15 protein-coding genes and 1 pseudogene are annotated in these 19960 nt (G+C 66.6%); 4 read left to right on the top strand and 12 right to left on the bottom strand.

The genetic code is table 11. The annotated features are described in order from the left end of the window. Positions 1-11 precede the first annotated feature (11 nt). The 4 genes and pseudogenes from QE394_RS10185 to QE394_RS10170 all read right to left on the bottom strand — a co-directional run bounded on the left by QE394_RS10185 (position 12) and on the right by QE394_RS10170 (position 5236). Complete coding sequence (locus QE394_RS10185; protein WP_349034436.1) at positions 12-956, bottom strand: siderophore ABC transporter substrate-binding protein; 945 nt, start codon at positions 954-956, stop codon at positions 12-14. 221 nt (positions 957-1177) lie between these two features. Continuing rightward, on the bottom strand, positions 1178-2341 hold the full coding sequence (locus tag QE394_RS10180; protein ID WP_349034435.1) for a mannitol-1-phosphate 5-dehydrogenase: 1164 nt from the start codon (positions 2339-2341) through the stop codon (positions 1178-1180). Continuing rightward, positions 2341-4410 (bottom strand): annotated as a pseudogene (locus QE394_RS10175) (PTS mannitol transporter subunit IICBA). The gene QE394_RS10180 and the pseudogene QE394_RS10175 overlap by 1 nt, the downstream one beginning before the upstream one ends. Positions 4411-4507: 97 nt before the next feature. Continuing rightward, on the bottom strand, positions 4508-5236 hold the full coding sequence (locus tag QE394_RS10170; RefSeq protein WP_056080569.1) for a TetR/AcrR family transcriptional regulator: 729 nt from the start codon (positions 5234-5236) through the stop codon (positions 4508-4510). Positions 5237-5407: 171 nt separating this feature from the next. Here QE394_RS10170 and ptsP point away from each other — a divergent pair, with 171 nt between their 5' ends. Continuing rightward, positions 5408-7093 (top strand): phosphoenolpyruvate--protein phosphotransferase, encoded by a 1686-nt coding sequence (ptsP, locus tag QE394_RS10165; RefSeq protein WP_056080566.1) that lies wholly within the window; start codon positions 5408-5410, stop codon positions 7091-7093. Positions 7094-7179: 86 nt separating this feature from the next. Here the strand turns inward: ptsP and QE394_RS10160 are convergent, their stop codons facing one another. From QE394_RS10160 to QE394_RS10130, 7 genes are all read right to left on the bottom strand, one after another. Continuing rightward, positions 7180-8715 (bottom strand): glycoside hydrolase family 32 protein, encoded by a 1536-nt coding sequence (locus QE394_RS10160; protein ID WP_349034434.1) that lies wholly within the window; start codon positions 8713-8715, stop codon positions 7180-7182. Then, entirely contained in the window at positions 8712-9848 is a 1137-nt protein-coding gene (locus QE394_RS10155; RefSeq protein WP_349034433.1) for an ATP-binding cassette domain-containing protein, read from the bottom strand. Before QE394_RS10155 ends, QE394_RS10160 begins: the two co-directional genes overlap by 4 nt. After that, on the bottom strand, positions 9845-10834 hold the full coding sequence (locus QE394_RS10150; RefSeq protein WP_349034432.1) for an ABC transporter ATP-binding protein: 990 nt from the start codon (positions 10832-10834) through the stop codon (positions 9845-9847). Before QE394_RS10150 ends, QE394_RS10155 begins: the two co-directional genes overlap by 4 nt. Further along, positions 10831-11802 carry an ABC transporter permease gene (locus QE394_RS10145; RefSeq protein ID WP_349034431.1) on the bottom strand — a complete coding sequence of 324 codons (972 nt, stop codon included), beginning with the start codon at positions 11800-11802 and terminating at the stop codon, positions 10831-10833. Before QE394_RS10145 ends, QE394_RS10150 begins: the two co-directional genes overlap by 4 nt. A 24-nt stretch (positions 11803-11826) precedes the next feature. Further along, positions 11827-12804: an ABC transporter permease gene (locus tag QE394_RS10140; RefSeq protein WP_056080554.1), complete on the bottom strand. Its 978-nt coding sequence runs from the start codon at positions 12802-12804 to the stop codon at positions 11827-11829. Positions 12805-12999: 195 nt separating this feature from the next. Next, entirely contained in the window at positions 13000-14673 is a 1674-nt protein-coding gene (locus QE394_RS10135) for an ABC transporter substrate-binding protein (RefSeq protein WP_349034430.1), read from the bottom strand. Positions 14674-14753: 80 nt separating this feature from the next. Beyond that, a complete protein-coding gene (locus tag QE394_RS10130) occupies positions 14754-15824 on the bottom strand; it encodes a LacI family DNA-binding transcriptional regulator (protein WP_349034429.1) in 1071 nt (356 codons plus the stop codon). A gap of 253 nt (positions 15825-16077) precedes the next feature. On the opposite strand from QE394_RS10130, the gene QE394_RS10125 reads away from it, so the two are divergent. Further along, positions 16078-16554, top strand: coding sequence for a helix-turn-helix domain-containing protein (locus tag QE394_RS10125; RefSeq protein WP_349034428.1), 477 nt, complete (start codon positions 16078-16080; stop codon positions 16552-16554). Next, the gene (locus QE394_RS10120; protein WP_349034427.1) at positions 16551-17354 is read left to right on the top strand and encodes an alpha/beta hydrolase; all 804 of its coding nucleotides are present in this window, start codon (positions 16551-16553) and stop codon (positions 17352-17354) included. The genes QE394_RS10125 and QE394_RS10120 overlap by 4 nt, the downstream gene beginning before the upstream one ends. On the opposite strand, the gene QE394_RS10115 is transcribed toward QE394_RS10120, so the two are convergent. Further along, the gene (locus tag QE394_RS10115) at positions 17351-18571 is read right to left on the bottom strand and encodes a PucR family transcriptional regulator (protein ID WP_261618978.1); all 1221 of its coding nucleotides are present in this window, start codon (positions 18569-18571) and stop codon (positions 17351-17353) included. The two genes, QE394_RS10120 and QE394_RS10115, sit on opposite strands and share 4 nt — an antisense overlap. A 232-nt stretch (positions 18572-18803) precedes the next feature. Here QE394_RS10115 and ald point away from each other — a divergent pair, with 232 nt between their 5' ends. Continuing rightward, positions 18804-19922 (top strand): alanine dehydrogenase, encoded by a 1119-nt coding sequence (ald, locus tag QE394_RS10110; protein WP_349034426.1) that lies wholly within the window; start codon positions 18804-18806, stop codon positions 19920-19922. Positions 19923-19960: the final 38 nt, after the last annotated feature.

The following is a 19960-nucleotide window of genomic DNA, read 5'->3' as shown; positions in this document are numbered from 1 at the left end:
CCGGTGGGGGTTTAAGCGACGGAGCCGGCTACGGCATCCACCATGGCCTTGACGTTGTTCAGGCCGTATCCCACGATGTACCAGCCCGCAGGGTCAAGGTTGATGACCTTGCCGTTCTTGGCGGCATTGGTGGACTGGACCAGCTCGTTGTCCAAAATGGCGTTGGCGGTGCCTTCGGTTCCGATGGCGGTATCGCGGTTGATCACGTAGAGGAGGTCCGGGTTGGCCTGCTTGATGTATTCGAAGGAGATGGCCTCACCGTGGGATCCCTCGGACTTCACGTCCGCCGCGGTGGGTACGCCCAGGACGTCGTGGATGATGCCGAAGCGGGAGCCGGCGCCGTAGGCGGTGACTTCGCCGCCGGAGGTGAGGACGATCAGGCCCTTGCCGGCTGTTGCGGCCTTGGCTTTGGTGTCGGCCACGGTGGTATCCACGGCGGCGAGCTTCTCCTCAACCTCGGCTGACTTGTTGAAGATGGTCCCCAGCTTTCCGGCCTGCTCCTTGAAGCTGTCCATGGGCTTGGCGGCATCAATGGAGAGATCAATCGTGGGGGCGATCTTGCTCAGCTCTTCATAGGCTCCGGCGGTGCGGCCGGAGATGATGATGAGGTCCGGGTCGCCGGCACTGACGGCTTCGAAGTCGGGTTCCTTCAGGGAGCCGATCTTTGCGTACTTGGCGTCGGAGTATTTCTTCAGCGCGTCCGGGTAGGCGGCCTCCGGCACACCGGCAGGTTCAATGCCGAGGGCATCCATCGTGTCCAGGACGCCGAGGTCGAACGTGAAGACCTTTTCCGGGTTGACGGGAACGTTGGCCGTGCTCCCCTGGGCGTGCTCGACGGTGATGGTGGAGGTTTCCGCTGCGGGGGTTGCCGTGGCGTTGCCGCCGCACGCGGTCACGGTCAGGAGAGCCGCCCCCGCTGCCATTGCCCCCAGATAGCCCTGCAGCCTCTTCTTCACGATGTTCTCCACTCGGTAATAACGTCACAACTTCGTTGCCTAATAGAGCCGAGCCTATAAGTAAGGACAGGCTAACCAATACACTTTCGGTCCGTTTGTGTGCGAGATCACAGAAGAACGACGCCGGCACTGGGGTTCAGTGCCGGCGTCGTCATTGTGCATTACGTCGCTGCAGTCATTCGTCGGATGGTGCGGCAGGCAGAGTGCTGCCGCTGCGGACATCAGGCCGAGGCGGCGGCCACCTCTGCCTGCCGTTCCTCCACGAGGGTGGACACCGCGTTGAAGAGCGGGTGCTCCGGCTCCAGGCCGGTGATCCTGGCGGTGGCGTCCGCCGCACTGCCCGACGCGAGGATGCCGGCCAGTTCGGTGGCCTCGGCGTCGGCAGGATCAGTGAACCGCAGCGCCGCTGAGATGGCTCCCAGCAGAGCCTCGGGCACCACGCCGCGTTCGGCCAGCTCGGCCGCAGGGCCGATGAACCGCTCGTGCCGGCTGAGCTTGCGCAACGGGGCGCGGCCCACCCGGTTCACGGTGTCCGGCAGGTGCGGGTTGGTGAACCGGACCAGGATCTTCTGCACGTAGGCTTCCTGCGCCGCGTTGCTGAAGCCGTGCTTCGCCACCAGGAGTTGCTTGGTTTCCTCCAGCACGGCCCGCACGTCTTCCGCCACGTCCTGGTCCGCCATGGCGTCGGAGATCTTCTCCAGTCCTGCCTCGAACCCGAAATAGGCGGCCGAGGCATGGCCGGTGTTCACCGTGAACAGCTTGCGCTCGATGTAGGGCGCGAGCTCGTCCACAAAGGTGGCGCCGGGGATCTCCGGCTCCGATCCGGCGAAGGCTGTCCGGTCGATGACCCACTCATAGAAGGATTCCACGGTGACGTCCAGGCCCTGCCCGGCCTCCTGGTTGGGCACGATCCGGTCCACGGCGGTGTTGGCGAACACGGCCTGGCCGTCCAGCGCCCCGCCGGCGGCCTCCGGGCGGGAGGCCACCTCCCGGGCCAGGATGTCCGTGGCATTGATGGCGTTCTCGCAGGCCATGACCTGCAGCGGCGCCATCCCGGCCCCGCGTGCGGCAATGCCCCGCGCGATCACCGGTGCCACGAACTTCAGGATGTGCGGCCCCACCGCGGTGGTGACGAGGTCCGCCGTCGCGATTTCCGTGATGAGTTCCGCTTCCTGGGTGTTCGAATTCAGGGCGCGGAAGTTGTCAACGGTCTGCACGGCGGGGTTCTCCCCCACTTCATGGACGGCGTAGCTGTCCGCGGCCGCCAGTTGGTCGATCAGCGCGTCGGCGACGTCAGCGAACACCACCTCGTAGCCGGCGTTGTGCAGGAGTAGCCCCACGAAGCCGCGGCCGATGTTGCCGGCACCAAAATGTACAGCCTTCACTATGCGTTGACCTTCCCGAAGAGCTCCAGGACTTCATCCACGGAGCTGGCCGCCTCAAGGCGGGCCACCTGCTCCTTGTTGGTGAAGACCTTGGCGATGGAGGACAGGATGTGCAGGTGTTCGTTGTTCACGCCGGCGACGCCCACCACGAACTTGACCTCCTTGCCGTTCCAGTCGATGCCCTGCGGGTAGCGGATCACCGAGACTGCCGACTTCCGGATGTGGTCCTTGGCGGCGTTGGTGCCGTGCGGGATGGCCAGGAAGCTGCCCATGTAGGTGGACACGGATTCCTCGCGCTCGTGCATGGCGTCGATGTAGCCCTGGTCCACCGCGCCGCGGGCCAGCAGGAGCCTGCCGGCTTCGTCGATGGCGGCGTCGCGGGTGGTGGCCGTTCCGGTCAGGATGACGCTTTCACGGGCCAGGATCTCCGCCTGTCCCGCGGCCGGGGCGTCTGCGGCGTGCGCACCCCGGCCCGCGGCTGCAGCAGCCCCGGCGCCAACTCCTGCAGCGCCCGCTGCAGCAGCACCGGCCGGAGGTTCCGGCATCCGGTTCGGCCGTGGCGCCGGCGTCGGACGTTCCGCCGTCGGCGTTGCTCTCCCTGACCAGGTCAACGATCTCGTCGTAGCGTGGGCTGTTCATGAAGTTGTCCACCGAGAAGTGAGCGGCGCTGGACGTGGACTGCTTGGCACGTTCGGTGAGGTCCTGGTGCGTGACCACAACGTCGTACGTGTCGCTGAGGTTGGCGATTGCCGAGTTGGTGACCTTGACATCCGGGAAGCCGGCGGCCTTGATCTTGTTGCGGAGCACTGATGCGCCCATGGCGCTGGAGCCCATTCCGGCGTCGCAGGCGAACACAATGTTCTTGATGGGACCAGCCATCACGGCAGTTCCCACACCGGCACCCGCACCGGTCAGGTGGGAGGAGACGGAGCTCTTCTTGCCCTTCATTTCTTCCATGCGGGAGGTTGCGGCGTTGAGGTCGCCTTCGTCGCTGTGCTTGGTGGTCTTCATGATCACCGAGGCCACCAGAGGAAGGACGCGGCCGTGGCAAGAAGCACCGCGAGGATCACCCCGAGGTAGCTGTCACGGGAGGTCTGTGCGAGTACGGCGAAGATGGAACCCGGGGCTGCCGGTGCCACGAGGCCGGCACCGGTGACCGCCAGGGTGGCGATGCCGGTCATGCCGCCGGCGATGGCGGCCAGGATGAGCAGCGGGCGCATCAGGACGTACGGGAAGTAGATCTCGTGGATGCCGCCGAGGAAGTGGATGATTGCGGCGCCCGGGGCGGAGGCCTTGGCCGCGCCCTTGCCGAAGAACATGTAGGCCAGCAGGATGCCCAGGCCCGGGCCGGGGTTGGCCTCGAGCAGGAAGAGGATGGACTTGCCCTGCTCCAGCGACTGCTGGACGCCCAGCGGGGTCAGCACACCGTGGTTGATGGCGTTGTTCAGGAAGAGGACTTTGGCGGGCTCAATGAAGATGCTGGTGAGCGGCAGCAGGCCGTTGTTGACCAGGAACTGCACCACGTTGCCGGCACCGGCGCTGAACCCTGACACCACCGGAGCGACCGCGTAGAAGCCCAGCATGGCAAGCAGCGCACCCCAAATACCGGCCGAGAAGTTGTTGACCAGCATTTCGAAGCCCGGGCGGATTTTTCCGTCCCAGAGCGAATCGATCTTCTTCATGGTCCAGCCGCCCAGCGGGCCCATGATCATGGCGCCGATGAACATCGGGATGCCTGCGCCCACAATCACGCCCATGGTGCCGATGGCGCCCACCACGCCGCCGCGGACGTCGTAGACCATCTTGCCGCCGGTGTAACCGATCAGCAGCGGCAGCAGGTAGGTGATCATGGGCCCTACGAGGCCGATGTTCGGCTTCCCGTCGGTTTCACCGAAGCCGCCAAGCTGGGGAACCGGCAGCCAGCCCTTTTCGATGAAGAGGGCTGTGATGATGCCCCAGGCGATGAAGGCGCCGATGTTGGGCATGATCATCCCGGACAGGAACGTCCCGAATTTCTGGACGTGTACCCGAGCGCTGGTACGGGGCTTTGCAACTGTCTCTGTTGCCATGTGATTTCCTAACCGTTCGTCCTGCTGCTCCGCAGGATGGTCCGATACTGACGACGACGTACTGCTGGTGGAACCGGGTGGCGCAGGTTATGCCGGGCTAACCGGCGGGGGTGGCGGAGATCCGGTGCAGCCACTCGAGGAAGAGCTTGAGCTCCGAGCTCGAGAGCTGGTCTGAGTGCGAGGCCTGAAGTGCGGCGTTCAGGGCAATCGCTGCCACCACCACCGAGGACTTTCCGGCGCTGCCCGGGGCCGAGCCACTGGCGGGCTCGGCGGACACCGCGAAAATCATGGCATCCCGGGTCATGGTGGACAGTTCGAGGTTCCGGTCCGGAGCGGGTTCCGCGATCAGCATCAGCGTCACGCCAACGTTGGCCGCCAGGATGGACCTGGCCGCCTCCCTGGGCTGGACGTTGAGCTGGCCCGCCGCTGCGGCCTTGTTCAGCATCTCCTCCATCAGCGCCTCGGCATCGGCAACGATGGCGGGGCGGCTTTCCGGGCGGATGTTGCCGAACATCACCAGGTAGAGCTCCGGCTGGTTAAGCCCGAACTGCACGTGGTTGTCCCACATTCTCCGGATGTCCTCGAGAGGCTGCCCGGAGGGGGCGAAATCCCTTTCGCCTGCGACATATTCTTCGAATCCTGCAGCCACCACAGCGTCGAAAAGGCCTTCCTTGTCGCCGAAGTGGTGGTACAGGGTGGGTGCAGATACCCCTGCCAGCTGCGTGATCTGGCGGGTGGAGACCGGCGCTCCCGCGGATTTTGCCAGCAGCTCCGCCGCTGCACGGAGCAGCCGCATTTTGGGGGGAAGCTGGCCATCCAAACTCATAACCGCTACCCTAGCACCTATAGCGTTGCTATATGAACTGAATCACATACAATTTTTTCAGGCTCGTTTCCATCTCCTGACATGACGCGTTGTGGCGGGGCGGAGGTGTTCCGGCATGGCGCCGGGATTGTTTGGCCGGGCCTGGCTACCGGCAGAGAATGAGGACCTTCAGTGCAGAACTTCCCAGGAGTAGGCGTCAGTCCAGGCCGCGTCATCGGCACCGTGCGGCAGATGCCCAAACCGATCAGCGAACCTCCCGCCGGTGAGCAGCTGGCACCGGACACCACCGCCGAGGAAGCCACTGCAGCACTGAAGGCGGCCTCCCAGGCCGTGCATGACGAACTGAAGGCGCGCGCCGCGCACGCCAGCGGCGACGGCAAGGCCGTCCTGGAGGCCACTGCACTGATGGCCAAGGACACCATGCTGATCAAGGGCGCCGCCAAGCTGGTGGCCCGGGGTACGTCCGCTGAACGGGCCATCTGGGAATCTGGATCCTCCGTGTCGGAGATGCTCCACAACCTGGGCGGCTACATGGCTGAGCGCGCCACCGACGTCCTGGACGTGCGGGCCCGCATCGTGGCCGAGCTCCGCGGCGTGGCAGCGCCCGGCATTCCCGCGTCCGAGAATCCCTTCGTCCTGGTCGCTGACGACCTCGCCCCGGCCGATACCGCCACGCTGGACCCGAACAAGGTCCTGGCCCTGGTGACGTCCGGCGGCGGCCCGCAGTCGCACACCGCCATCATCGCCCGCTCACTCGGCCTTCCCGCCGTCGTGGCCGCCGTCGGTGTGGACCACATCGCTGACGGCACCGAGGTCTACGTGGACGGCGCCGCCGGCTCCGTCACCTCCGAGCCGGACGGGTCCCTGCGCGAGGCCGCGGAAGGCTGGGCCGCAACGGCGTCGCTGCTGGCAGAATTCACCGGCACGGGCGCGACGGCGGACGGCCACCAGGTCCCGCTGCTCGCCAACGTGGGCGGCGGCAAGGACGCGGTGGCTGCCGCGAAGCTGGGCGCCCAGGGCGTGGGGCTGTTCCGCACCGAGTTCTGCTTCCTGGAACGCGACACAGAGCCCTCCGTGGAAGAACAGGCCGCCGCGTACAAGAGCGTCTTCGATGCCTTCCCCGGCAAGAAGGTGGTGCTGCGCACGCTGGATGCCGGCGCCGACAAGCCGCTGCCGTTCCTGACCGACTCCACCGAGCCCAACCCCGCCCTCGGCGTGCGCGGCTACCGCACCGACTTCACCACTCCGGGCGTGCTGGACCGGCAGCTCGAAGCCATCGCATTGGCCGCCAACGCGTCGGAGGCGGACGTGTGGGTGATGGCCCCCATGATCTCCACGGCCGAAGAAGCGGCACGCTTCGCTTCGATGTGCGCTGACGCCGGCCTGCAGACCCCCGGTGTGATGGTGGAGGTCCCCTCCGCCGCCCTGACCGCCGAGGCCATCCTCCGCGAGGTGGGCTTTGCCAGCCTGGGCACCAATGACCTCACCCAGTACGCCATGGCAGCGGACCGCCAACTCGGTCCCCTGGCGAACCTGAACACGCCCTGGCAGCCGGCCGTCCTGCGCCTGGTGGGCCTGACGGTGGAGGGTTCCCGGGCGGAAGGCAACAGCAAGCCCGTGGGCGTCTGCGGCGAGGCGGCGGCGGACCCCGCCCTCGCCGTCGTCCTGACCGGCCTGGGCGTCAACACGCTGTCCATGACCGCCCGTTCCCTAGCCGCCGTCGCCGCCGTCCTGAAGACCGTGACCCTCCAGGAAGCCCAGGAACTGGCCAAGCTGGCGCTCTCCGCCCCGAGCGCCTCCGAGGCCCGCGACCGGGTGCGGGAGAAGCTCCCCGTCCTGGCGGAACTGGGCCTCTAGCCAGTCCCGCCAGCACCGGAACCTGCCCTACGGCAGGGCCGCCACCAGCACGTCCTGGTACGCGGCCCTGCCGCCCACCGTAAGGGCTACGGGAAGAGGGTGCGGCCACCTCCCCGGATGTCCGCCATGGTCCAGGCGTCGAAGGCGTTCAGGTGCACGGCTCCCGCCGTGGAGAGGGTGACGTGGCCGCCGCCGCGGGTGGGGTAGGCGCGGGCGGTGAGCGGCTTGCCATTGGCGAAGACCTCGACGGCGGACCGGTCCACCAGGACGCGCAGGCGGACGTGCCCGCCGGTCATCGGGATGGGCCCGGACCTGTCCTCCAGGTCCACGGAGGAGTCCAGGGAACTGCGGGTGCGGTCGAGGCGGAGGGTTCCCTCGGTGTCACCGGTGCTGTGCGCGGGACGGCCCACTTCGATGACGGTGTCCTCCGCGCCGTCGCCCGATCCCAGCACGCCCAGCCGCAGCACGGCACCCGGTGCCAGGTGGATGTCCAGTTCGAGGTCCAGCTGGTTGCCCCGGACTCCGGTATCCAGCGGCGCCGCCAGCTCCTGTTCCGGCAGGCTGGTGTGGTTGCCGCGAAGCTGTTCCAGTTCGGGGACCGGCGCGAACCGCAGCGTCCCAGCCTCGGACAGGGTGGTGACCCGCGGCAGGCTCATCACGCCGGACCAGCCGGCTTCCACCATCGCGGCGTCCGTGCGGCCCTCCTGCAGCCAGCCGAACATGATGCGCCGGCCGGCGTCGTCGAGGAAGGATTGCGGCGCGTAGAAGTACCTGCCGCCGTAGTCCAGGCGGTGCAGCTCCGCCGGTTCGAAGGAGTCCCCGGAGTACCGGCCCGTCCAGTACAGCGGGTGGCGCGTGTCGCCGTCGTTCCAGGCGGAGAAGACCAGCACGTCGGGTGAACCGTCCGCCGGTTCGGTACCCAGGGTCCCGGTGCCGGCGCGGAACAGGTCCACGCATTCCCACATGGTGCCGGTCCAGTCCGTGCCGGCGGGGTCACCCTGTGAGGCATCGCCGATGAAGAGCGGCCCCACGTAATCCCAGGACCGCAGGTCCGCCGACTCGTACAGGAACGCCGTTCCGCCGCGGCCGCGGACGCCCGAGCCCACCAGCTGCCGCCACCTGTTGCCTTCGCGCCACACGCAGTGGTCACGGTAGGCGGTGATGTCGACGCCGGCCGGCGGGGCTGCGATGACGGGGTTCTCCGGGGCCTTGGTCCAGGTGGACAGGTCCGGTGAACCCACGGCGACGCAGGGAAGTTCGCGTTCCCCGAGCCTGCCCGAGTAGACAAGCGTGGGCGTACCGGCGTCGTTGACCAGCACGCCGGACCAGCATCCGTCCGCGTCCGGACCTGCCGAGGGTTCCAGGGCTACCGGCCGGTCCGTCCAGGTGACGAGGTCCGTGCTGGTGGCGTGGCCCCACTGGATGCGGTGGTGGAAGGCGCCCTCGGGGTTGTACTGGTAGAAGAGGTGGTAGATGCCGTTCCACTGGCCCACGCCGTTGGGATCGTTGAGCCATCCGGCGGGAGAGACGAAATGGAAGCGGGGCCGCAGCGGATCGGCTTCGGCGCGGGCAACCAGCTCGTCGCGCGGGACGGTGGCGAGCGGGTGGGTCAGTTCAGTCATGCCGAAGCCTTCCGGGGATGGGCTGACGCCGGCGGGCCGGCGTGTACGGAGATGCCGGCGTCTGCGGATGGGCCGGCTGCCGGGTCTGCAGCGAGGGCGTGGCCGCCTGCGCCGGCACGGGGGCGGTAGAGGTGGCAGCGGACCCAGTGCCGGTTGCCGGGATCGCCCACCTGGTGCCGGACGGGCTGGTCGCCGGAGCAGGGCTGGTCCGGGTCGCCGTCGAACGCGCAGCTTGTCGAGGCCATGACGGCCTGCCGCAATTCGGCCCGCCGGACGGGATCGTAGGAACCGGCACGGGCCGGATCCGGAACGGCGGAGACCAGGAGCTGTGTGTAGGGGTGGGCCGGATTGGCCAGCAGGTCCAGGGACTCACCCTCCTCCACGAGCTCGCCGGCGAACATCACGGCCGTGCGGTCCGCGAGGTAGCGGGCCGAGGCGAGGTCGTGGGTGATGTAGAGCATCGAGATGCCCTGCTCGTCCCGGAGCCTGCGCATCAGGTTGAGCACGCCGATCCGGACGGAGACGTCCAGCATCGAGGTTGGTTCGTCGGCGAGGATCACCTGCGGTTCCACGGCGAGCGCCCGGGCGATGGCGACGCGCTGGCGCTGGCCGCCGGAGAGTTCATGCGGGTAGGAGTCCAGCATGTCCGCCTGCAGCCCCACGGTGTCCATGAGCTGTTCGAGGCGGGCCTGGGTTTCCGTTTCCGAACGGCCGCCCTTCCCGTGGATCGCCAGGGAACGCCGCAGGAAATGCCCGATCCGGTGTGCCGGGTTCAGCGACCCGAAGGGGTCCTGGAACACCATCTGCAGCTGGGAGCGGAACGCCCGCGAGGCCTGGAAGCGGTCCCGTTTGAGGACGTCGGTGCCGTCCAGCAGGATGCTGCCTTCGCTGGGCCGCTCGAGCCGGGCAACACAGCGGGCCAGGGTGCTCTTACCGGAACCTGATTCGCCCACCAGCGCAACGATTTCGCCGCGGCCGATGGCCAGGTCCACGCCGTGGAGGGCCCGCACCGAGTCCCGCGAGAACAGCCCGCCGATGGGGAACGACTTACCGAGGCCGCGGACCTCCAGGGCGGGGGTGTCCGTCCGGGCCGGGCCTGAACCGGTGGGGGTGGAAAGCATTGAATGGCTCATCGGATGGCTCCTTCCAGGGCTGCATCTTTGTCATCAGTGGCCTGCGTTCCGTGCGCGATGGACAGGTCGCCGGCACCGAACGGCGCCACGAGGTGGCCGGGTGCCACCTCGGCGAGGTCCGGGATGTTCCGGAACTTCACGCCGTCGGGCAATCCCGAAAGCGGAACCCGCGGGCCGGTGAGGGGCGGAAACGCGCCCATCAGCGCCTGCGTATAGGGGTGGCGGGGATCGGCGTAGACGTCGTGGGCCCTGGCGGTCTCCACGATGCGCCCGCCGTACATCACAGCCATCCGGTGGGACAGTTCCACCATGAGGGACATGTCGTGCGTGATGAACAGGACGGAGAAGCCAAGTTCACGCTGGAGTTCCTTGATCTGGGCCATGATCTCCTGCTGCACCACCACGTCCAGGGCGGTGGTGGGCTCGTCCAGGATCAGGAGGGAGGGCTTGAGTGCCACGGCCATCGCGATGACGGCGCGTTGCCGCATCCCGCCGGAGAGCTGGTGCGGGTAGGACTTCAGCCGTGCGGGGTCGATCCTGACCAGCTCCAGCAGTTCCCCCGCCCGCCGCAGCGATTCCTTGCGGGACAGCCCGGCGTGGGTGGTGAAGATGTCCACGATCTGCTCGCCGATGGTCAGCACCGGGTTGAGCGAGTTCATGGCCGACTGGAACACCATGGCCACGTCCTGCCAGCGGAAGCGCCGCAGTTCTTCCGGGCTCATGGCCAGGACATCCCGGCCGCCGAAGGAGATGCTGCCAGCGGCGATCTTCGCGGGGTCCTTGAGCAGCCGCATGATCGAGTTGGCGATGGTCGACTTGCCGCAGCCCGATTCCCCTGCCAGGCCGAAGACCTCGCCGGTGCCGATGCTGAAGGAAACGCGGTCGACGGCGGTGGTGGAGCGGGAGTCGCCGATGTACTTCACGGTGAGGTCCTGCACGTCCAGGACAGGTTCGTGGGACCCGAAGGAGGTTTGGGAGACAGTCACTTGGCGGCGCTCCTTTCGATGGGTGCCGGGGTTTCGGCCGTGGCGGGCCGGGGGGTTTTGATTTTCCGCAGGCGGGGGTTGGTGACCTCGTCCACGGCGTAGTTGATGAGAGCCAGCGCGAAGGCCACCAGGGCGATGCACACGCCCGACGGCACGAAGACCCACCAGTTTCCGGTGAGCAGCGCGCCCTCGTTGCCGGCCCAGAACAGGTTGTTGCCCCACGAGACGGTGCTGACATCGCCCAGTCCCAGGAACTCAAGGCCCGCCTGGGCGCCGATTCCGTAGATCACGCAGGCCAACAGCGTGCCCATCACGATCGAGGCCATGTTGGGCAGGATTTCCCGGAACATGATCCGGCCCGCCCGTTCGCCGGACACCACCGCCGCGGCCACGAAGTCCTTGGAGCGGATGGACAGGGCCTGGCTGCGCAGGACGCGTGCTGACCCTGCCCAGCCGGTGATGATGAGCACCAGGATCACCGTTCCCAGGCCCGGCGGGAGGAAAGCAGCCAGGATGACGAGCAGCGGCAATCCGGGCAGTAGCAGGAACACGTTGGTCACCAGGGACAGTGCCTCATCAATGAACCGGCCGAAGTAGGCCGAGGCCAGGCCCACCAGGATGCCGATGAACGTGGAGGCGAAGCCCACGGTGAGGCCCACCAGCAGCGAACTCCGGGCGCCGTGCACGGTCAGTGCCAGCACGTCCTGCCCCTTCGCCGTGGTGCCCAGCCAGTGGTCTGCATCCGGTTCCAGGGACGCCATCGCGGTGATCCGGGAGGGGTCTCCGGGAAACAGCACCGGCGCCAGCAGGGCCAGCCCGATGAAGACGGCCATCACGGCCATGCCCACCAGGGCCTTCTTGTTGGTGGCGAGCCCGTGGACGAAGCTGCGGTTGGGTTTGGTTTTGGGTTTTGCGACGGGGGTTTTACCGGGCGTGGTGCCGGATTGCTGGAGGATTGCGGTTGCCATGGTGGGGTCCTTTTCTGCGGCCGGTCAGTTGCTGCGCACGCGCGGGTCTAGGCGGACGTAGAGGATGTCCACCAGGAAGTTCGCCAGCAGCACGGCGGCGGTGATGGTCAGGAACAGGCCCTGCATGAGGGGGTAGTCCAGGCCCTGGACGGCGTTGAGGAGCTGGTAGCCCACGCCGGGGTAGGCGAACACCACTTCGGTGAGCAGCGCCCCTCCCACCACGAAGCCCAGTCCCATGCCGAAGCTGGTCACGGACGGCAGCATGGCGTTCCGGGCCGCGTAGCGGAGCATGATCCGGCCGGGGCGCAGGCCCTTGGCCTCGGCCATGGTGATGTAGTCCTCGGAATTGGTGGCGATCATGGTGTTGCGCATGCCCAGCATCCAGCCGCCAATGGAAACCAGCACGATGGTCAGCGCAGGGAGCACCAGGTGGGCACCGACGTCGCCGATGAACTCCCAGGTAAACCCGGGTTCCAGACCGTCCGTGAACGCGTGGCGGATGGGGAACCAGCCCAGCACCACGCCGAACAGGTACAACGCACCCATCGCGAGCCAGAAGTATGGGAACGAGCCGATGAACACCAGCACCGGCGGCAGTGCCGAGTCGATCGCACCGCCCCGCCGCCAAGCAGCCAGGATGCCCAGCAGGTTACCCACGACGGCGGCAATCACCAGCGCGGTTCCGCCCAGCAGGAGGGTCCAACCGATCTGGGCGGAGATAACCTCTGTGACCGGTGTGGGGAAACGGGAGATGGAGACGCCCATCTGGCCCGTGAAGATGTTGTGCATGTAGTCGACGTATTGCTCCCAAATGGGCCGGTCGTCCACGCCAAGAAGCTTGCGCAGGGCCTCAATCTGTTCGGGCTGCATTCTGTCCTGGGAGCGGGCAAACATGCGGGAGACGGGGTCGCCGGGCATGAAGCGCGGGAGCAGGAAATTCAGGGTGATGGATGCCCAGAAGGCGATCAGGTAGAAACCCAGGCGGCGCAGGATAAAGCGCACGGTTTCCCTCCATTCGGGAATTACGGAAAGTTTGGGGGCTGGCCGCCGGATGATCCGGCGGCCAGCAGTGGTGCGTGATGGGCCCACGCCGCCGCGGGGCCCCTTACCGAGGGGCCCCGAGCGAGCTTGCGAGCTTGGGGAGGTAAGGGGAGGTTCCCTGGCCGAAGCGCAGCGAGGTTAGGGCGGCGGTGGGGACTACTTACGCGGTTCCAGCGTGGTCAGCACCAGGACTGTGGTGGGTGACCGTACCGAGAGGGTTGCGTACGGGTTGCCCTCCGTGGGCCAGCCGGTGAAGCGGGTGTCATTGAAGGCGCCCCATTCCGGACCGGAGAACAGCGGCACCAGCGGTGCGGCGTCGTTGTACTCTTCCTGAAGCTTGTTGGCGATGTCCTTCTGTTTGGACTCGTCGGCCTCGGCTGCGAATTCCGCCAACAGGGCATCAGCCGTGGTGTCACCGAAGCGGTGGTAGTTGTCGAACGTCTTGGTTCCCACCGGCTTCACGGTTGACGTGCCCATGGAGGTGTTGAAGTACTTGTACGGGCTGGGGTCGTTGGCGCTCCACACGATGCCGGAATCGAAGTCGCCCGTCTCGTAACCTGCAACCACGGCAGCCCAGTCCGGGGAGTCGACCTTGGCGGTGACGCCAACCTCGGCGAGGTTCTGCGAAATTACGTTGGCTACGGAGAGCCAGTCGGAAGATGAGGCACCCACGGAGATCTTGAACTCGAACGGCTTGCCGTCCTTGAGCGTGCGCTTGCCATCAGCACCCTTGGCGTAGCCGGCCTTGTCCAGCAGCTCGTTGGCCTTCTGCACATCCAGCTTGGTCCAGGTGCAGTTGTCCTTGACCTTGGAGTTCTTCCACTTCTCGTAGTTCCCGGAAAGGCCGGTGCAGTCGGCGGGCTTGGCGTAGCCGCTCATCCCGATCTTGGTAACCTGGTCGCGGTCAAGGGCCATGCTCAGTGCCTTGCGGACGTCAACGTCGTTGAAGGGGGCCTTGGTGGTGTTGAGCTGCCAGTTGATCATGGCGCCGGTTGCCGGGAACCAGTACTGGCGGTGTTCCTTGTCCTTGGAGACGAACGTCTTTTCGATGTTGGGGATGTACTGCGGCGCCCAGTCGACGTCGCCGTTCGCGGCGGCGAGGTTGGCGCCGTCGTTCCCTGCAAAAGCGAGCATCTTGATGCCGGCGATCTTCTGCTTTTCCGGCTGCCAGTAGTTGGGGTTCTTCTTCAGTACGAAGGACTGGGCCTGGAAGCTGTCCACCTCGGTGTAGGGCCCGGTTCCGACGGGCTTGGCGTTTGCTTCCTTTTCGGGATCGGCGAGCGTGGACCAGATGTGCTTGGGCAGGATGGTGAGCTGGCCGACGTCGTACAGTGCCGGGGACCATGGCTTGTTGAAATTGAAGGTGACCTTGTTTCCCTCAGCGGTGACGCCGTCGAGGTATTCAAAGCCGCCCTTGATGTTCTTCTGCAGCTCGAAGGTGTAGGCCACGTCCTCGGCAACCAGCGGCTGCCCGTCGGACCACTTCACACCGTCGCGCAGCGTGAAGGTGACGGACTTGCCGTCGTCGGCAGCCTTCCACTCGGTGGCGAGCCACGGCACCGTGTCCCCGTTGGCCGGGTTGAAGATCAGGAGTGACTCGTAAATGGCCTGCTGGACCATGGGATTCACAGTGGGGGCGAACGGGTTGAAGTTCTGCACGAACGTGCCCATGTCCTCCCGCGGGATGGTGAGGAACGCGCTCGCGTTTGCCGCGGCGTCGGTGCCGGAACTCTTGTTGACGTTGGCCGCGCAGCCGGTCAGCAGCATCGCTCCCACGGCCAGGCCAGCGGCCGTGATCCGGGCAGCCCTGAAGAATCGGGGTTGTGTCATGATGGTTATCTCTTTCCTGTCTTCATCAGCGAGGTGAAGGGTGGGTTAGGGGTTTTGCTCTTCGGAACTTGATTTCGCGGTCAGACCGAGGAGCGTTCTAGCAGCGGACAGTCGACCAGTTGCTGGTCGGCAATGATCGGCTGTCCTGCTGTAAGAGCGGCGAGCGTCTGGACTCCCAGGGCGCCCATTTTTTCGAACGGCAACGCAACGGTGGTCAACTTGGGCCGCAGGTAGGCCGCAATCAGTTCCTGGTTGTCGAAGCCGATCACGGCGATGTCTCCGGGGATGGTCAGGCCCCGTTCCTTGATGGCGTCATAGGCGCCCATCGCCATGCGGTCATTGAGGCAGAACAGTGCCGTTGGCCTGCGCTCCCCCTCGTACCTGTCCAGGATCCGGCCGGCGGCCTCGTAGCCGCCGTCGGCCGTCGCGTATCCGGACACGACCAGTTCCGGATCCAGGTCCAGTCCGGCGATGGCCAGTGCTTCGCGTGCACCTTCCAACCGCCCCACTGCAGCAGGAATAACCGGGTCAAGGTTGATGACCCCAATCCGGGTGTGGCCGGCTTGGAGCAATCGTTCGACGGCGCCCCGGCCGCCCGCACGCTCGTCAGGGACGATCGAGGGCAACTTTCCGTCAGCGTCGAAGCAGTTGATCAACACCGTGGGCACTTCATTGGCACTCTCCGGGACGTGGACGCCCCGGTGGAAGGTGGCCGCGTACAGAAGTCCTTCCACGCGTTGTTCCAACAGCTTTTCAGTTGCAGCATCTTCCAGGCCCTGGTTGGGCCCTACGGCATCGGCCTGGTCGGAGGGCGCGATGAGCAGGAACCGGCGGTCAAGCCAGGCCTGGTCCTGGGCGCCTTTGATAATGTCGACGGCGAACGGGGCCGTGACAATCTCGGTGACAATGCCATACCAGCCAGTGCGCTGGGATGCCAGTGCGCGGGCGCCGGCGTTGGGCCGGTAGCCCAGCTCCTGGACGGCCTCGTTGATCCGGGTGCGGGTTTCCTCGGAGATGCTGGCGTTTTCGCGGTTGCTCAGTACGAACGAAACTGCGGTCCGGGAAACGCCGGCGTGCTTGGCGACGTCATTCATGGTGACGCCCCGCTGCCGCAAGGAGGCGGCCTGGTGGGGTGTGGTGCTTTTCGCCATTGAATGCTCCGGGTCTTCGTTGACTGGGCCATGCCAGCTTCTGCGTGGTGAGGTGTTTCCTATGCCGCGGCCACCTTGTGGGTAACGCGCGTTACTTGATCGTGTGATTGAGGTTACGCGCGTTACTAACTCCGTGTCAACGGCTTCTTTTTGGTTGTTCCACAGTTCCCGGTTCGACGGTTCCCCGCCCACGAGGCCTGCGCGGACATCGTGGCCGCAGGGACCCGTCGAAACGGAGGGTTAGGCTTCCTGTATGGCACTGATAGCCCCCCGCGTGACTGCCGGACTGCCCACCGATGACGCCGGCGGGCTCGCGCGCGCCCTCCGGGACAGCGACGACATCACCGTATTTGTGGACGGCACTGTCCACCGGCTGCCCGCCCAGGCGAGGGACGCCGTCGTGGACCTCCTCGCACGGCTCAGCCGTGGCGAGGCGGTGACCGTGAGCAGCGTCGAGGAAATGCTGACCACCTCCAGGGCCGCCGAACTGGCCGGCATTTCCCATACGTACCTGCGCAACATGACGGACCGCGGCGAAATCCCCGTGGAATACCGGGGCACGCACCGGCGGATCCGGCAGAGCGCCATCCTGGCCTGGCTCGAAACGCAGCGGCGGAAGGAACACGAGGCCGCGACGGACGGCGGCCTGAATGGCGCGGTGACGGACGGCCCGGCTACGGACAGCGCCGGCGGTTCCGGTGCTTCCGACGGCGGCGCGGGGCTCCGATGACGGTCCCCCTGCGGTCCTCGGCGGTGGAAGCCCGCGGCCTGTCCGGCCGGATCCTCTGGGCGGACGGCACCCCGCCGCCCTCGCCCGGCGCCGTTCCGGGCGACGCGGGGCCGGCATATGTCCTGGTCCACGGAATCGGCGTCTCGCACCGCTACCTTCGGCGGCTGCACGAGGTGCTGGCCGCCACAACTCCTACGTATTCACTGGACCTTCCCGGGTTCGGCGGAACGCCCCGGCCCGGTCAGCAGGTGTCCGCGGAGGACTACGGCGCCTTTATCGATGAGGCCCTGGCGTCCAGCGGCATCGAATCCTATATTTTGGTGGGCCATTCGATGGGCGTTCAGTTCACCATCGAGGCGACCCGTCATGCGCCGGACCGGGTGCGGCAGCTGGTGCTGATGGGCCCCGTGGTTGATGAACGGCACCGGACGGTCCCCCGCCAGAGTGTCGCCCTTTTCCTGGATGCCCTCCTGCGGGAGAGTGCGTCGTCCAATTGGGCCGTCCTCAGCGACTATTTCCGCTGCGGCCCACGCTGGTACTTCACCGAATTGCCCGTCATGATGAACTACCGCACCGAGGAACGGCTGGCGGAAATCGACCTGCCAGTCCTGGTGCTGCGCGGCGGCGAGGACCAGGTTGCCGGCCCCGAGTGGTCCCGGCGCTTGGCGGCCACGGCACGGCACGGGCACTTTGCGGAAATCCCGGGCGCCGGACATGTGGCCCAGCACCTCCGGCCCCAGCAGGTGGCCGAGGCCATCAGGTCCTTCGTGACGGCGACATCCGGGCGGGCCCGCCGCTAGATCCTCGGCCGGGCGGCCCACCGGCGCATCTTCAGGGCGGCGTGAAGCTCCAGGCGGGCCAATCCCTTTAACGGGTCCACGCCCAGCAGTTGGCGGATCCTCCCCAACCGGTTGTAGATGCTGCTCCGGTGCAGATGGAGCTTCGTGGCCACATCCTGGACGGAACCGTCGTTGTCGTAAAGGAGTTCCAGCACCGGAATGAGTTCGCCGTTCCGGTCATGGTCTTCGAGCATCCGGAAGTACACGGACGCCGAATCGGCCCAGGCCCCCACCCCGCCCCCGGCGGAAGCCAGCAGCTGGTACACGCCGGTGGACCGGCAGTCCACCAGCTCACCCAGTTGGGGGTCCACGGCGGCCGCCTGGGCTGCGAGCTTCGACTGCCGGTACGCCTCCCCCAGCTGCCGGGTACGGGTGAACCCTTCGCTGATGCCAAGGATGATGCGGTGCACCGGCCGCCCGGAGCGCTTGGCCAGTTCCAACTGGTAGTGCACCAGGACCTGCGCATGGTTGGCCCGGCCGGACAGCTCACGGAACAGCACCAGCGAGTGGGTCTCCGTACCGGCACTGAACAGTGCCGCGTCCACGCCCACGGTGGCCTGCAGCGCGGTGGACCGGTGGATCAGGGTGGACGCGATGGGGTCCGGACCGCTGGCCCAGCCGTCGGCGTCCACCACTGTGACCATTTGCCACGGCCCGCGGCCCTGGACTTCCTTCCAGCCGGCTACTGCTGCCACGGCGTTCGGTTCGCCGGCACAGGCGGAGAGAAACTCCCGTTCACGGCTGCGCCGGAACTCGGACTCGGCAGTATTGGAGTCCAACAGGAGCCCGGAGAGCAGCTCCAGCTCATGGTTGACCGCCGGCAGCTGGGTGAGGATCGCCGTCGGACTCTCCTCTGCCGAGTCCTGCTGCACCCACAGATAGCCAACGCGGAAGCCACGCACCATCAGCGGGACACAGACCCGGCCCAGCATGCCCAGGTCCGGGTTGGCCGGCACCACCACCGGGCGCACGGCAGTGGCGATGCCCTGCGAGAGCTGCCATGCGCTCACATCCGCCGGCACCTTCTTGCTGAGCAGGAAGTTCACGCGCACCCGGTCCGCGTGGGACTGGTTGGAGCTGTAGGCGAGGAGCAGGCCGTCCAGGTCCTCCAGCGAAAGGCCGCGGCCCAGCTTCTGCGCCACCTGCTCCACGAGCTGTTCCACACCCTGCTGCTGCATGCGCCAACATTACTGCCCGGCAGCCCATGGGCACGAACGGACAACAGGCGACACCTGACGCCCTCAGCCTCGACAAATGTCTACATGACGGGCTTGGATTTCCTGGAATTCCGGGGATTTTGCCAGCGGCCTCCACTGCGGCCAATGTCGGCTGGCTCACAGCGGATTTATCGTGGAAACACGAAATCCTTCCGCACTTTCCGGCTTACCCGCCGAGAACCTGGAGCCCACGATGATCATCGGTGTCCCGAAAGAAATCAAGAACAACGAGTTCCGCGTCGCCATCACCGCCGCTGGCGTGCACGAATTCCGCACCCACGGCCACTCGGTGCTGGTGGAGCGCGGCGCGGGCCTGGGCTCCGGCATCACCGATGAGGAATACGCCATTGCCGGCGCCGAGATCGTCAACGACGCCGATGACGTCTGGTCCCGCGCGGACATGGTCATGAAGGTCAAGGAGCCCGTCAAGGCCGAGTACCACCGGTTCCGCAAGGGCCTGATCCTCTTCACGTACCTGCATCTGGCCGCCGAACCCGAACTGACCCAGGAGCTGATCAACTCCGGCGTCACCGCCATCGCCTACGAGACCGTCCAGGAGGGCCGCACCCTCCCGCTGCTCGCCCCCATGTCCGAGGTTGCCGGCCGGCTGTCCGTCCAGGTGGGTGCCTCCTCCCTGATGGCCCCCGCCGGCGGCAAGGGCGTCCTGCTGGGCGGCGTTCCCGGCGTCCGCGCCGCCAAGGTGGTTGTCCTCGGTGCCGGCGTTGCAGGCACCAATGCCGCCGCCATGGCCCTCGGACTGGGCGCCGATGTCACCATCCTGGACATCAACATCAACCGCCTCCGTGAACTGGACGCCCAGTACCAGGGCCGGCTGAAGACCGTGGCCTCCAACGCCTACGAGATCGAAAAGTCCGTTGTGGACGCAGACCTGGTGATCGGCTCCGTCCTGATCCCCGGCGCCAAGGCCCCCAAGCTGGTCACCAACGATCTCGTGGCCCGCATGAAGCCCGGCTCGGTACTGGTGGACATCGCCGTGGACCAGGGCGGCTGCTTCGAGGACACCCACCCCACCACGCACCAGGAACCCACCTACAAGGTGCACAACACCATCTTCTACTGCGTGGCCAACATGCCCGGCGCGGTGCCGAACACCTCCACGTACGCGCTGACCAACGTCACGCTCCGCTACGCCGTGTCCCTCGCGAACCTTGGCGTCAAGGCAGCCTTCGACCGCGATCCCGCCCTCGCTGCCGGCCTCAACATCGCCGCTGGCCACGTGGCGCACCACTCCGTGTCCGAGGCACACAACCTGCCGCTGGTTTCCGACTGGCACGAACTGGTTTCTGCGTAAGCCCCTTCACAGGTCGTCCTGCTGCGCCGGACGACAGA

It is taken from the genome of Pseudarthrobacter sp. SORGH_AS 212, from assembly GCF_030818145.1.
GTDB lineage: Bacteria > Actinomycetota > Actinomycetes > Actinomycetales > Micrococcaceae > Arthrobacter.
The sequence above is the reverse complement of the archived record's forward strand: the minus strand, read 5'-3'. Positions and strand labels throughout refer to the sequence as shown.

Bases quoted from the DNA above. Each gene is read 5' to 3' on its own strand.
- QE394_RS10160 (WP_349034434.1), bottom strand. From the start codon at position 8,715: ATGACTGAACTGACCCACCCGCTCGCCACCGTCCCGCGCGACGAGCTG.
- QE394_RS10145 (WP_349034431.1), bottom strand. From the start codon at position 11,802: ATGGCAACCGCAATCCTCCAGCAATCCGGCACCACGCCCGGTAAAACC.
- QE394_RS10155 (WP_349034433.1), bottom strand. From the start codon at position 9,848: ATGAGCCATTCAATGCTTTCCACCCCCACCGGTTCAGGCCCGGCCCGG.
- ald (WP_349034426.1), top strand. From the start codon at position 18,804: ATGATCATCGGTGTCCCGAAAGAAATCAAGAACAACGAGTTCCGCGTC.
- QE394_RS10135 (WP_349034430.1), bottom strand. From the start codon at position 14,673: ATGACACAACCCCGATTCTTCAGGGCTGCCCGGATCACGGCCGCTGGC.
- QE394_RS10170 (WP_056080569.1), bottom strand. From the start codon at position 5,236: ATGAGTTTGGATGGCCAGCTTCCCCCCAAAATGCGGCTGCTCCGTGCA.
- QE394_RS10130 (WP_349034429.1), bottom strand. From the start codon at position 15,824: ATGGCGAAAAGCACCACACCCCACCAGGCCGCCTCCTTGCGGCAGCGG.
- QE394_RS10115 (WP_261618978.1), bottom strand. From the start codon at position 18,571: ATGCAGCAGCAGGGTGTGGAACAGCTCGTGGAGCAGGTGGCGCAGAAG.
- QE394_RS10125 (WP_349034428.1), top strand. From the start codon at position 16,078: ATGGCACTGATAGCCCCCCGCGTGACTGCCGGACTGCCCACCGATGAC.
- QE394_RS10120 (WP_349034427.1), top strand. From the start codon at position 16,551: ATGACGGTCCCCCTGCGGTCCTCGGCGGTGGAAGCCCGCGGCCTGTCC.